The sequence below is a fragment of the Paraburkholderia podalyriae genome (assembly GCF_014397785.1).
GTDB lineage: Bacteria > Pseudomonadota > Gammaproteobacteria > Burkholderiales > Burkholderiaceae > Paraburkholderia > Paraburkholderia podalyriae.
In genome coordinates this window covers 37,339-49,656 of sequence record NZ_VZQQ01000007.1, presented here as the reverse complement: position 1 = coordinate 49,656, position 12,318 = coordinate 37,339, and the positions used below count along the sequence as shown (strand labels likewise).

The 12,318-nt window shown below is 62.7% G+C and carries 10 protein-coding genes and 3 pseudogenes; 9 read left to right on the top strand and 4 right to left on the bottom strand.

The features are described from left to right. The first annotated feature begins 285 nt into the window (after positions 1-285). The 6 genes from F6X42_RS10065 to F6X42_RS45865 all read left to right on the top strand — a co-directional run bounded on the left by F6X42_RS10065 (position 286) and on the right by F6X42_RS45865 (position 5,626). Positions 286-990 carry an NADPH-dependent FMN reductase gene (locus F6X42_RS10065; RefSeq protein WP_187634068.1) on the top strand — a complete coding sequence of 235 codons (705 nt, stop codon included), beginning with the start codon at positions 286-288 and terminating at the stop codon, positions 988-990. Between the two features lie 323 nt (positions 991-1,313). Further along, positions 1,314-1,529, top strand: coding sequence for a DUF6566 family protein (locus F6X42_RS10060; RefSeq protein ID WP_187634067.1), 216 nt, complete (start codon positions 1,314-1,316; stop codon positions 1,527-1,529). 161 nt (positions 1,530-1,690) lie between these two features. Next, positions 1,691-3,145, top strand: a complete 1,455-nt coding sequence (gene iaaH, locus F6X42_RS10055) for an indoleacetamide hydrolase (RefSeq protein ID WP_187634066.1) — start codon at positions 1,691-1,693, stop codon at positions 3,143-3,145. 103 nt (positions 3,146-3,248) lie between these two features. Then, a complete protein-coding gene (locus F6X42_RS10050; RefSeq protein ID WP_187634065.1) occupies positions 3,249-4,037 on the top strand; it encodes a CDP-diacylglycerol diphosphatase in 789 nt (262 codons plus the stop codon). A gap of 159 nt (positions 4,038-4,196) precedes the next feature. Continuing rightward, positions 4,197-5,285 (top strand): fatty acid desaturase, encoded by a 1,089-nt coding sequence (locus F6X42_RS10045; RefSeq protein ID WP_187634266.1) that lies wholly within the window; start codon positions 4,197-4,199, stop codon positions 5,283-5,285. Next, the gene (locus tag F6X42_RS45865) at positions 5,282-5,626 is read left to right on the top strand and encodes a phage integrase central domain-containing protein (protein WP_376776350.1); all 345 of its coding nucleotides are present in this window, start codon (positions 5,282-5,284) and stop codon (positions 5,624-5,626) included. The genes F6X42_RS10045 and F6X42_RS45865 overlap by 4 nt, the downstream gene beginning before the upstream one ends. 402 nt (positions 5,627-6,028) lie before the next feature. Here F6X42_RS45865 and F6X42_RS10040 read toward each other — a convergent pair whose 3' ends face one another. From F6X42_RS10040 to F6X42_RS43925, 4 genes and pseudogenes are all read right to left on the bottom strand, one after another. Next, positions 6,029-6,286, bottom strand: coding sequence for a DUF4242 domain-containing protein (locus F6X42_RS10040; protein WP_026226125.1), 258 nt, complete (start codon positions 6,284-6,286; stop codon positions 6,029-6,031). 56 nt (positions 6,287-6,342) lie between these two features. Then, positions 6,343-9,966, bottom strand: coding sequence for an AAA family ATPase (locus F6X42_RS10035; RefSeq protein ID WP_187634064.1), 3,624 nt, complete (start codon positions 9,964-9,966; stop codon positions 6,343-6,345). 261 nt (positions 9,967-10,227) lie between these two features. After that, positions 10,228-10,428 (bottom strand): annotated as a pseudogene (locus F6X42_RS45860) (hypothetical protein); the annotation flags it as partial. 370 nt (positions 10,429-10,798) lie between these two features. Next, positions 10,799-11,057, bottom strand: a pseudogene (locus F6X42_RS43925) (type 2 periplasmic-binding domain-containing protein); the annotation flags it as partial. Here F6X42_RS43925 and F6X42_RS43920 point away from each other — a divergent pair. The 3 genes and pseudogenes from F6X42_RS43920 to F6X42_RS10025 all read left to right on the top strand — a co-directional run. Continuing rightward, positions 11,056-11,266, top strand: a pseudogene (locus tag F6X42_RS43920) (FAD-dependent monooxygenase); the annotation flags it as partial. The pseudogenes F6X42_RS43925 and F6X42_RS43920 overlap by 2 nt on opposite strands. 257 nt (positions 11,267-11,523) lie before the next feature. Next, positions 11,524-11,703, top strand: a complete 180-nt coding sequence (locus F6X42_RS10030) for a Flp family type IVb pilin (RefSeq protein ID WP_187634063.1) — start codon at positions 11,524-11,526, stop codon at positions 11,701-11,703. Positions 11,704-11,776: 73 nt separating this feature from the next. Beyond that, positions 11,777-12,313, top strand: a complete 537-nt coding sequence (locus tag F6X42_RS10025; RefSeq protein ID WP_187634062.1) for an A24 family peptidase — start codon at positions 11,777-11,779, stop codon at positions 12,311-12,313. Positions 12,314-12,318 lie beyond the last annotated feature (5 nt).

Genomic DNA, 12,318 nt, shown 5'->3' with positions numbered 1-12,318 from the left:
CGGCCTCGACGCCAGCATGCGCATTCCGCCAATGCCGCGATGGCGCAACGGCGCTCACGTGCATTGAAGAAGCCTCCGGCGAGTTGCGACCGACCACGCGGTTATATCGTTAGAACAAAAAGTCGCTTAGCCGCGCGGCGGCCGCTCATTAAGATGACGCTTCAAGGTCCGGTTCGCTCCGGCCGGTCCGTTGATGGCCGTGAACGTGCGGTGCTACCGCTGCATGAGCTCCGCTTGAACTGCGCCGTCAACCGCACCGTGAACCGCAATCGAAGGAGCATTTCGTTGAGCAGATCCGATCATTCCCCCGCGCCGCTCGTCGTCGGTATTGGTGGCACGACGCGCGCGGCCTCGTCGACCGAGCGCGCGCTCGCCTTCGCGTTGCACGGCGCCGAAGCCGCGGGCGCGCATACCCGCCTGTTCGGCGGCACTTTTCTGCATAGCCTGCCGCACTATGCGCCGGAACAGCCGGCGCGTACCGATGAACAACTCGAGCTGATCGAGGCCGTGCGTCGCGCGGACGCGGTAATCATCGCGACGCCCGGTTATCACGGCGGTGTGTCCGGGCTCGTGAAAAACGCGCTCGATACGCTCGATGAATTGCGCGCCGACGAGCGCCCGTATCTGGATGGCCGCGCGGTGGGCTGCATCGTCACCGCCTACGGCTGGCAGGCAGCGGGCTCCGTACTGACATCGCTGCGCTCGATCGTGCATGCGCTGCGTGGCTGGCCGACCCCGTTCGGTGCCGGCATCAACACGCTGGAGACGCGCTTCGACAGCGCGGACAGCTGCTCCGATCCGAAGGTGGTCGAGCAACTCGCGACCGTCGGCCAGCAGGCCGCGCAGTTCGCGCTCGCGTTCAATGCACAGCGTCCGCACGGCACGCCCACCGCGTCGAACCGCTCGACGGCGAGCCTGGCCTGCGCACCAAGCACAACCACCTCCCCCGCCGCGGAAACCCGTTCCGCGCGCGTTCTGCACGCGGTCTGACGCGTCCTCCGGACACCATGAAGCCGCCGCAATCGCGCGCGGCGGCACGCTTTGCCCCACCCGACCGTGCGCCACATAACAGACACCGCGCCCCCGCGTGGATAGAGTCATCGAACCCAGCGGTTTTGATCCAATCCGGGCTTTTGATGACCACTCCCGATCCGCGCTGATTTGTTTTCGACGAAAGATTGGTTCACCCGCTGCGCAGCGCGCCCTACGCTTGACCCAGCCCACCGCTTCACTCACCTTCGGCAACGACGGGGCCGCGCCGCACGCATTGGTTTTCCGCATGACACTCGCGGACACACTGACAAGTCAAGATCATGAACTCACACATCCGCTACAAGGGCTACGAGGTCGAGGCGGCAACGCAACTGCTCCCTAATGGATTATTCGCCGCCAATCTGACGATCGAGCAGCGCGACGAGAATAGGCGCAAGGCCTATTCGTTCGACGCGCTCGACTACTTCTTCGACGAAGAGCATGCGCTCGCCTACGCGTCCGACTGGGGGCGTATGTGGATCGATAACCACCAGTAAGCGGATCGTAGTGCGCACCGGCATCGGCTTTCAGGCGGATGTGCCAGAATAGGTGAACCCTTGCGTTCGCTGTCTGCCCGCGTGACCTGTGCACGACTTCGACGCATGCCGCCGAAACTCGCGCCACCCGCTACGCATCCATCGATACGGAGACGCCGGTCATGACATGGACCGTCGACGCACAACTCGCGCTCAACGCGACACAAGCGGTCGAGGCGCTGCACTCCGGCCGCCTCAAAACCGCCGACTACGTCGCCACCCTGCTCGCGCGCGCCGCCGCGCTCACGCCTCTGAACGCGCTCACCACGCTCGACTTCGACGGCGCGCTCGCCGCCGCGCAGCGCATCGACGCATTGCCGGCGGCCGATCGCGCGCGCCTGCCGCTCGCCGGTTTGCCGATCGTCGTCAAGGACAACATCAATACCGCGGGCCTGCCGACGTCGGCCGGCACGCCGGCGCTCGCGGGCTTCGTACCGAAGACCAATGCGCGATCGGTGCAACGCCTCGTCGATGCGGGCGCGATCGTGCTCGGCAAGTCCAACATGCATGAACTCGCGTTCGGCATCACGAGCACAAACCTCGCCGCGCACGCGGGGCCAGTGCGCAACCCCTACGATCCGTCGCTGATACCGGGCGGCTCGTCCGGCGGCACCGCCGTGGCGATCGCCGCGCGCATCGCACCCGCCGGGCTCGGCACCGACACGGGCGGCTCGACCCGCATCCCGGCCGCGCTGACCGGCACCGCGGGCTTGCGTCCATCGGTCGGCAACGGCGGCGCCGAGCGGCGCTATCACGACCCCGATGCGGTCGTGCCGATCAGCCATACGCGCGACACCGTCGGGCCGATGGCGCGCAGCGTCGCCGATCTGGCGCTGCTCGACGCCGTGATCACCGGCGACGGCGCGTTGCCGGCGATTGCGCTCGATGGCTTGCGCATCGGCTTGCCCACGCCACTGTGGGACGCTCTCGAGCGACAGGTCGAGGACGTCGCGCGCGCCGCGTTGCAGAAGCTCGAAGCGGCGGGGGTCACGTTCGTGCAGGTCGCGATGAATGAGTTGGAGCACCTGAACGGGATGGTCGGTGGCCCGCTCGCCATTCACGAAGCGCGCGACGACGTGCTCGCGTGGCTGGTCGCGAATCAAGCGCCGGTGCGGACAGTGGCCGAACTGGCCGCGCGCATCGCAAGCCCGGACGTGCGCGCGATCTACGACGACGTGCTCGCCGACGTGCTCGGCTCGCACTACCCGGCGGCGCTCAATTACTGGCGACCGCGGCTGCAAAGCTACGTCGCCGCGACGTTCGCGGATGCCGGTCTTGACGCGTTGCTGTTTCCGACTACGCGGCTCGTCGCCGTACCGATCGACGATCTGAACGGTTCGTCGACGGTCACGATCGACGGCGGTCCAACGATCGATACGATGGAAGCGTTCCTGCGCAATACCGATCCGGCCAGCACGGCCGGCATTCCGGGGCTGTCGGTGCCGGCGGGTATCAGCGCGAGCGGTCTGCCCGTCGGCCTCGAACTGGATGGACCGCTCGGCTCGGACAGACGGCTGCTGGCCATCGGTGTCGCGTTCGAACAGGTGCTCGGAGCGTTGCCGCCGCCGGTGCTTTGACGCCCGGGTTTCACGTGCGCGCCAGCAGGTTTGTGCTTTAATGCCTGCGCGTCGCAGCTCGCATGCCGACGCCTCCGCTGACCGAACTTCACCCTAAGCGACGATGACGAAACCCGCCACCGCCCTGTCAATTCGCGGCCTCGCACGCCGCGTCGTTCACTTCAGCGCCGTTGTCGCGGTCGCTCTCGCCGCGAGCGCCTGCGCGCGCCTCGCGACGGTCGATTCCAACGCGCTGTGGAAGATCGTCGACGTCCGCTGCGTGCCGTCGCAGCAGGCCACCGGCACGCCGGATCAATGCACAGTCGTCGATCTCGACAAACGCTATGTCGTCCTGAAGGATATTCTCGGCCGCTCGCAGTTTCTGTTGATGCCGACCGATCGCATCACCGGCATCGAAAGTCCGTTGATCCTCGCGCCCGATGCCAGGAACTATTGGAGCGACGCGTGGGATTCGCGCCATTACGTGCAGCAAGCGGTCAAACGCGAGTTGCCCGACGATCAGCTCGGCCTTGAAATCAACTCCGAATATCGTCGCTCGCAAAACCAGTTGCATATCCACATCGACTGCTTGCGGCGTGAAGTCAGCGCCGCACTCGCGAATCACGCACACGACACGCCCGGGCAATGGCGCTGGGACACGCTCGATGGCGAGCGCTACAGGATCATGCGCGTGAGCTCGCTGAGCGGCGCCGACAACCCGTTCAAAATCGTCGCGCGCGACAATCCTGATCCGGCGACGATGGCCACGCAAACGATTCTCGTCACCGGCGCGGGACCGTCCGCGACTCAGGATGGCTGGCTGATCGTCAACAGCGGTATCCACATCGATGGCGGCAGTGGCACGGCCGAAGGTCTGCTCGATCACGCGTGCGGGGTAGCGGGCGATCATTGAGCGGTTTGCCGGAAACGCGCTTTCCGGGGCCGCTTTTCCACGCTGGCGCAGATGCATTGCTCAATAAAATGATTCGAGCGCGCCGCATTGCCTCGTACGATCGGTCTGAACCTGCGAATCCACATCGCAGGTACGAACCCGCATCCGGACCGATCAACGATGGCGATCTATCTCGACGACACCCAGCGCAACGACATCGACCGTCTGGCGGCGAGCCGGACCTGGCGCACGCAATGGCCGACATGGGTGCTGATCGTCGCGATCTACGGCGGCTGGATCTGCGTCGCCACGCACGCGCGTGTGCTGGGTCTGCCGCTGACGGCCGCGTTGCTGGCCGTATTCGGCGCATGGTACATGTCGTTGCAGCACGAGCTGCTGCACGGCCATCCGACGCGCGCGCGATTCGTCAACGCACTGCTCGGTTTCGCGCCGCTCGCGGTGTGGTTTCCTTATCACGTGTATCGCGAGTCGCATCTGCGTCATCACGACGATGCGCACCTGACCGAGCCTGGCAGCGATCCCGAAAGCTATTTCTTGAGCGCATCGGAGTGGCGATGCGCGGGAACCGCGATGCGTGCATTGCTGGTTTTCCGCAATACGTTGATCGGTAGATTGCTGGTCGGGCCAGCGTTTTCGATTGCCGCAAGCGGTGCGCAAGCGCTTGGCAAGATTCGCGACGGCGATTGGCGCGACGTGCCCGCATGGCTTGCGCATCTCGCCGCGCTGGTCGTGCTCACTGCGTGGTTGCAGCAGGTGTGCGGGATACCGGCGTGGGTGTTCATCGTCGGTGCGGGGTATGGCTCGCTCGCACTTGCATCCGTGCGTTCGTTTCATGAGCATCGGGTCGCGCAGGAACCCGCGCATCGCACGGTCATCAATGAAGCGGGATGGTTGTGGCGGTTGCTGTTTCTGAACAACAACTACCATCTGGTTCATCATGACTTGCCGCAGGTGCCGTGGTTTGCGCTGCGGGAGATCTATGAAGCCTCCCGCCAGCAGTACGTCGATCGCTCGGGAGGCTTTCTGGTTAGCGGCTACAGCGAATGGGTCAAGCTGTTCTCATTGGCTCCGATCGCGCATCCGGTCGGTGGCACCTGGTGCACAGACTTCCAGGAAAATCCGCCAGCTTCCGCCGGTTTTGCAGGTAAATTGCGGGCAAAATTCATGGTAGTTGTCCCTCACGGAGCTCGCCATGATGCTCACCGATCCGCTCCTGCTGAACGCGAAGCCGCGAGCCAGGCCGTATAAGCTCACCGACCGCGATTTACACGCTTTGGCCTGTTTGCGAGGAATGGCTGAATGACAACAGTGCGAACTGGACCGCGTACTATCACGGTCAGGCTACGCGCTTCCTTACGCGCTACGTGAAGGGTTCGCGACTCGGCGCGATGCCGGTTCGTGACATCAAGGTGGCACATGTCTATGACCTGATGCAATCGATTGCCAGGCGAAAAGCGCTCGCGCCCGATGGACGCAAGGCCGAGGGCACGTGCGCAAGGCGCGCCCTTGCAACCGCATCGGCAGGAAGACTCCGGAATCTGCCGAACAAGCTATGCGCACAATTCGGCCTTATGGAAAGCTTTGCATAAGGCCGACGTTGGACGAGACTCCCTTGGACGTCAGCAATATGGCGGGTTGCCGACGGTGACGGCGCCGCGCAGCGGGACGGCCGCTTCTGGCATCCACCAACTCACCGTTTCGACACATCTCGGCCAGCGGACGAAGCTCCTCATCAGTGGCGGCTTCCAAACGTACAACGGCCATCCGCGCCTCCTCAACTGCGGGCATGTCCCAGGCCTTTTCCGCCCTTCGGTGCCTGGTCCGCGACGGCTCAACCCGGCGGTTTCGGGCATTAAGGCAAATTGTCAGGGCTGTCTTGTTATGAATCGGGTCACTCGGTCCAGCGTTGTTGCTGTTGCCCGATGACGCGGGCGGCGCTCCTGTCGTTGCATCGTCCTCGCGACACAACGGTGCTATTCGCGCCTAGCCCTCTAACTGAACATTTCTGGCCGCAAGTCGCTCACCTCAATGATCACATCGGCCGGCAGGTTCGCCCGACGTGCCGCAGCGCGGATGGCTTCGGCGTTGGGCGCCTCATATAGGCAATAAGTCTTCTTCTTGTCCGCGCTGAGAAACGAAAAGAGCCACTCGACGCCCTCCTCGTCGTTGATCCGTTTCACGGCACCCGCACTTTCGCCAGTGACCTCCAGCTGTTCCGCAAAGTTTCGTTCAATCATAAAACGTGGCATGGGGCCCTCCTTGAGTAGTGGCTGCATCGCTGCGCTTCGAAACATGCAGCCGTGTGCTAGTTTCTGTGCCCTGTGCTTGTCTGAGCGCCACCGATGCGCTCTACGAGAGCGAACATCTTCAGTTCGTTGGCTGCGGTGGCCGCCGTGGCGAGCAGGTCTTGCGCTCGTGCTCTATCTTCGATGCGATTGCGTGCTGCCAGCATCAGCGCGAATTCGTGCCGGCCGTGCGCGAGCCAAGGCCACGCCCGCAAGCGCTCGTCCATGCGCAGGCCATATTCGAAATGATCTTCGGCGGCGGACCAATCGCCCAGAGCATGTGCGAGCATGCCGAGATACCGTGCCGCAGATCCGCAGCACAGCGTAAAAACAGGAACGGTGACGACCTGATCCCTGAACGGCAGGAGAAGTCCATAAACCTGTTCGGCATGCTCAATGTCCCGGAGTCGCGCAGCAACTTCCGCCAGATACGTCAACGTAACGAGCCGCTTACTGTCGACGGGGATGCTGGATTCCGATTCCGCGAGCCGATCGAGATTGTCGCGGGCCTGTGATTCGAAGCCGAGATCGCTGCAGATCAACATGAGCCCCGGCCGCCACGCAGCGTTTTCGGAATGCTCGTCGACGAACCGCTTGAAGAGCGGCGCTACCTCGGCAAGCCGGCCTTGTTCGCGGCGTATCGTGAACATCTGCATGCCGTAGACGCCCGTTGCCAGTGTCGCGTCGACGGTCTGCGCCATCTGCAACGACTCTCGCGCCTTCTGCTCCGCCACGGCGAAGTCCCCGACGAGTATGGCCCGCATCGCCTGCGCACCCGTCACACACCACTTGTCGACGAAGTGCTGCCCACTGGTGGCAATCTGCCGATACCTTTCGAGTGCGCTCTCGAAGCGCTCCACCTCGCCGATCTCCAGGTAGCCGGCGAGACATCGAGCGCATGCGTGACCTATGGTGTGTGCGTCACCGAGAGCTTCTGCAATCTGTCTCAACTCCTGCAACACGCCTTCACGCTCCGCGAACTTGTTCGCAGGCAAAGGGCGGGCCCCGATATGCATCATGTCGCACACCAATGCGTCGAACAAGCTCGGCAGGTCGTTCAGGCGCCTGGCTAGAGCAACAGCCTCCAAAACCAGTTCGTCAGCTTGTTCACGTGCACCGGTCATGTGAACGGTGCGGACCAGTCGACTCAACAGCCGACAGCGTTCGACCGACTCTTCGGTGCCGATCAAGGCGAGCGCCTCTTCGAGCAAAGAAAGCGAGGCTTTGCCGGAGCCTTCGAGGAACGTCTCGGCGGTGTCGAACCCCAACGCCGCCTGCACAAGAAACGACGGCAGGTTCTGCTCGCGGGCAATTTGCGCCGCCTGCCGGAAGGTCGCTATCGCCTCGCGGCGGGCCAACCTGAGCTCCGCTCCGCCCCTTGTCAGCAGCAGAGGCACCTGGTGGGCTGCCCGATCCTGATCACTGTAGGAACATCGGTTTATCAGTTCAAGCCCACGCTGCGCGTGAGCGATAGCCTCCTCGTAGGCCGCGCCCGAAAGCGCCCGTTCTCCCGCACGCTGCCAGTAGCCGATTGCACGATCCGGCAGGTCGGCCGCAGTCAAATTCTGAGCAATCAGTTCGGGTTGCCGCTCCGCGACTTCCGGATAATGGTCTTCCAGAGCGGCGGCGATCAGCGCATGATATTGGCGGCGCCTCGCAAGCAACAGGGATTGGTACGCGATCTCCTGGATCAGCGCGTGCCGGAACAGATACACGTCTCTCTCCGCTGGCGTACCCGAAGCGGGAACGATAATTTCGGCTGCGACCAGGCAGTCAAGCGTTTCCTGCAGTTCGTTCTCTCGCTTCGAGGTAATCAGGCCAAGCAGCTTTCTGCCGAACTCCCGCCCCACTGTGGCTGCGATCTGGGCGGTTTCCTTGACGGTTGGTTCCAGCCGGTCGAGCTGCGATAGCAACGAGCCCTGCAGCGTGTCCGGAATCGCAATTGTCTGCAGCGTTCCTTTCAACTCGTAGCTGATGCCAGCATCCTGCAACAAATCGCCCTGCAGGACGGTCTTCGTAAGTTCTTCGACGAAAAGCGGCACGCCGTCCGTTTTGGAGACGATCTGATCGAGTACGAGATCCGGAAGCCGCTTTCCATCGGTCAGCCGTTCGATCATCGCGATGCAATCACGGCGCGAAAGCCGATCGAGATTGACCTTTACCTGATGAGGGTAAGTCCATCCTGGTTCGAACTCGGGCCGCGCCGTGAGCAGTACAAACAGCGGGGCGGCCACCAGTCGCTCGAGCAGCAGCCGAACGAACTCCTGCGAAGACGGATCGATCCAGTGCGCGTCCTCTACAACGACGAGCACCGGCTGCATGCACGTCGACCTTTCGATGATGGCGACGAGCACGTCCAGCGTCCGTCGTTTAAAGGAAGGCGATGAGGCGTCGATCGCAGGATGGCGCGCGGTAGCCGGAATTTCCAGCAACGTTGTGAGTACGAGAACCGCTTCGTCGACACCGACTCCGAGGCTTGCGATTCCAGCCTCAAGCCGTTCGACATCCGAAGCGCCGTGCGCGTCGGATGCCAGGCCAAAGACGCGCCGTAGCCAGCGTAATACCGGCCAAAAAGGGCTGTTGCGATGGTACGCGGAACATTGGAGCGAAATGACCGCATGGGTGTCTCCACTGATGCTATCGTCGAATGCTCGCAACACGCGGGATTTTCCGATTCCCGGCTCGCCGATCAACAGCACGCAGCGCATCTCGCCGTCAACGCTCTGCTTCCAGCGCTGCCGGATCATTTCGAGTTCCGCGGCCCGTCCGATCAGCGGTGTCATGCGGTGGCCCGCCCTGACTCCAAAGCGGTCGATCGCATCTGTTTGCGCCAGCACGCGCTGGACCTGAACCGGACCCGAAATCCCTTTCAGTTCTTGCCAACCGAGGTTTTCGAGCAGGAACGATCCTTCGATCAAGCGTTGCGTGGCCGGGCCCACGACGATTGCGTCGGGCGGGGCGAGCGACTGCAGCCTTGCGGCGACGATTGGGGCCTCTCCGACGATCGCCTGGTGATCGAGCGTGGCTCCAGCGCCAATTGCCCCGACGACGACAAGTCCCGTCTCGATACCGATACGCAACTGCAGGCGTACGCCGTGCTCAATTTCGATGCGATCGTTGGCCTCGCGAAGCGCCGCGACGACGGCGAGAGCGGAAAGTACTGCGCGCACGGCATCGTCTTCGTGCGCGTTTGGATAGCCGAAATAAACGAGCAGCCCGTCACCGAGGTAAAGCGCGATGTGACCTTCATGAGCTTCGATCGCGCTTGCGCAGGCTTGATGATAGAAACCGAGCAGGCGCCGCATGTCCTCGGGATCGAATCGCTCCGCGAGCCCCGTCGAATCGATCAGGTCGACGAACATCACGGTGAGCTGCCGTCTCTCGGCCTCGACGGTTGCGGATGTAGACACCGAAGGCCGCTCTCCTCGTTCCTTCGCGTATCCGAGCGATCGTGCGTGGGCGTCGGTCAGTGCAGCGAGCCCTTTCGCCAGCCGCTTGCGGTCACCGAGCGTCAGGCCAAGCTCCTTCAACTCGTCATCGGAAAGATCGCCGAGCACATCCCAATCGATCCCTTCCGAGGCGAACTTCGCAGCGTGTCCACCGAGGCCAATCTGCACCAGCCACGTTGTCATGTCGTCGGTCATCGCTGGATATCTGGCATACCGTCCAAGACTATGATCGGCGAGGTAACGCTACTTGTCCATGCACTTCGCGCGCATTCCAACGATTGCCTGATTAGGCGACGGGAACGTTAGGCGCGTGCGGCGGCATCGCTTAAGTAAGAGCATCGAACATACGCCGCGTGGCGACCTTGCGAGTATCGATGCGGGGCTCCCCACACAATCGGCGCGAAGCCGAGGTTCGAATGCCCGTCTTGACGTGCAGGCCCGCGTCCGAAGCTGGCCCTAAGCCAGGGATCTCCCCAGCCGATCGCTACTTTGTACGTCATACATTGGCCTGTTCGAACGTTTCCAGTGCATGGTCGATTTACCCGGATGTCCAACGGTGCGTTCGACGCGGGTTTGGCCAAGCAGCAATTGAACGGCTCGCAGACTCTTTCTACGTCGGTAGGTCAGTGATGCCTTCGTGCGTCGCTTTGCATGTGTTCTAGACCGGCCATTCGCGGTAGGTCGTACTCGCCGAGATCCGAATGTCCTTGATGGCCGACAACGCTACGAGCCAGCGTAGGCGGTGAAGGTCCGCTGTTTGGGGCGGAGCCGGCGTTCGAATGTCCGACTGCGAGCGTGGCCGAACGGCCGTAGTTGGCCGATGCTGTTGAAAAAGTCGCGACATACGGTTTGTCGAGCAACAGCAAAAAATCGACCTCTCAGATCGGCCTACAAGCCGCTCGCAGCCCTTGGGTAAGGGTAAAGCGACCCATGATTTCAACAGCATCGACCGAAGCCTTGGATGTGCGCCCGGTTGCCTCGATCGGCTGCGACAGAGGCACCCGGGCCTTTCGCCCCTGAGTGTCATTTCTTTTGCTGCCCCTGCCTTGCGGACATGCGTTGCCGTGTCCGCAAACAGATCGATCGCTACCCCGCGCAGCCAGCGATTGCCTTCGTCCTGCTGGACTCGTGTATGCGCAACGCGCGCAGGCTGAGCGAGAAAGGGGTTGCCAGTTGAAGGCAAGTCGCTCCGGGACCGTGGCGGCCAGATCGGTGCGTTGCAGGATGTAGCCTACGCTCATGAAGTGCGGCACCGTCAGTCGCACCTGACGCCGTACGCCGCGCCGTCATCCATCGCCGTGGCCGTCGCGCGACTGGGTCATGCCCGCCAGCGAGGGCCAGCAACTGCGCCTATTCAAGAACTGGCATCCGGCCGTCGTGTACATGATCACAGTTGTGCCGATCAGTCAGCGCTGGGGCCTGGTCCATCGCCCCCCTCGGCCGCTGGAGCAAAGGCCGCGTGACGCTGATCGGCGTTACCGCGCATGCCCTAATCGTCCGGCCTGAAAGGCTTTTATAAGGCAAAAACTGGAACTGTTTTACGCCTCTATTCAATGAATCGCATTGCTGCGACCGGAAATACGATAAGCATCGAGGTAGGGCGTCACACCGGATCCCAGTTTGCGCGCGATGGGCTAAAGCTTGCCGGCCAATTGCCGTTAGACGGGTTTGGGGGATGAGTCGGTCCTCCTTCGTGGCCAATCGGCGTAGCAAGCCTGTTATGCAGGCGTTACTTAACAAGGAGTCTTTCTCATGCTGCGTTTTATCCGTTCCCTTTCGCGCGACGAGCGCGGTGTCAGCTCGCTGGAATACGCTGTTCTTGGCGGCATCATCGTCGCTGTGCTGGTCGCACTCGGCACGTTCCTGTCTGGCACTACGGGCTTCCAGGCCGTCTTCCAGAAGCTGCTCACGAACGCAACCAACGCAATCTAGTGGTCGTGATGCTCCGGCTCAGCACGAGCAGGTGTGAGCCGGAGATCACCTTCCTCGGCACATTCGGAAAACGATGATAGCCCCCGGTGTAGTGAAAGCAGGTGCCTGCGTGACCCTCATCATGCTGGCAAGTTCCGATCTGCGCATGCGGCGTCTGCCCAATGCCGCCGTGGCCGCGTTTGCCGCCCTGTATTTCGTCAACGCCGCCATGGCCGGTTTCGGCCCTGCTTCATGGGACATCCATGTGGCCGCGGGCGCGGCATCGCTTGCCGTGGCTGCATTAATGTTTCGACTGGGTTGGCTCGGCGGCGGCGATGCGAAGCTCGCAGCCGCGGTCTTTCTCTGGGCGGGGCCGGAATCCTGGCCGGTGCTTGTGGTCGTTTCGTTGTGCGGATTGCTTGTTGCCCTCGCAGTGCTCGCAGTGGCCGGCATGCAGCGAATTCCCTCCCTCGCGGGCGTGAGCGTGCGGCTTGGCTGGATTGCACCGGCGCGGGGCGTCCCGTATGGCGTCGCGCTCGCGTTGGGCGGCATCGTCGCAGTCTTGCTGCAGCCCACAGCCGGTCATCGCACGACGCTCGCCGTGTTTCGACTATTCGGAGAGTTCACCTAAGGTTA

Coding starts and splice junctions, on each gene's coding strand:
- F6X42_RS10060 (WP_187634067.1), top strand. CDS start 1,314: ATGAACTCACACATCCGCTACAAGGGCTACGAGGTCGAGGCGGCAACG.
- iaaH (WP_187634066.1), top strand. CDS start 1,691: ATGACATGGACCGTCGACGCACAACTCGCGCTCAACGCGACACAAGCG.
- F6X42_RS10050 (WP_187634065.1), top strand. CDS start 3,249: ATGACGAAACCCGCCACCGCCCTGTCAATTCGCGGCCTCGCACGCCGC.
- F6X42_RS10045 (WP_187634266.1), top strand. CDS start 4,197: ATGGCGATCTATCTCGACGACACCCAGCGCAACGACATCGACCGTCTG.
- F6X42_RS10040 (WP_026226125.1), bottom strand. CDS start 6,286: ATGCCACGTTTTATGATTGAACGAAACTTTGCGGAACAGCTGGAGGTC.
- F6X42_RS10035 (WP_187634064.1), bottom strand. CDS start 9,966: ATGACCGACGACATGACAACGTGGCTGGTGCAGATTGGCCTCGGTGGA.
- F6X42_RS10030 (WP_187634063.1), top strand. CDS start 11,524: ATGCTGCGTTTTATCCGTTCCCTTTCGCGCGACGAGCGCGGTGTCAGC.
- F6X42_RS10025 (WP_187634062.1), top strand. CDS start 11,777: ATGATAGCCCCCGGTGTAGTGAAAGCAGGTGCCTGCGTGACCCTCATC.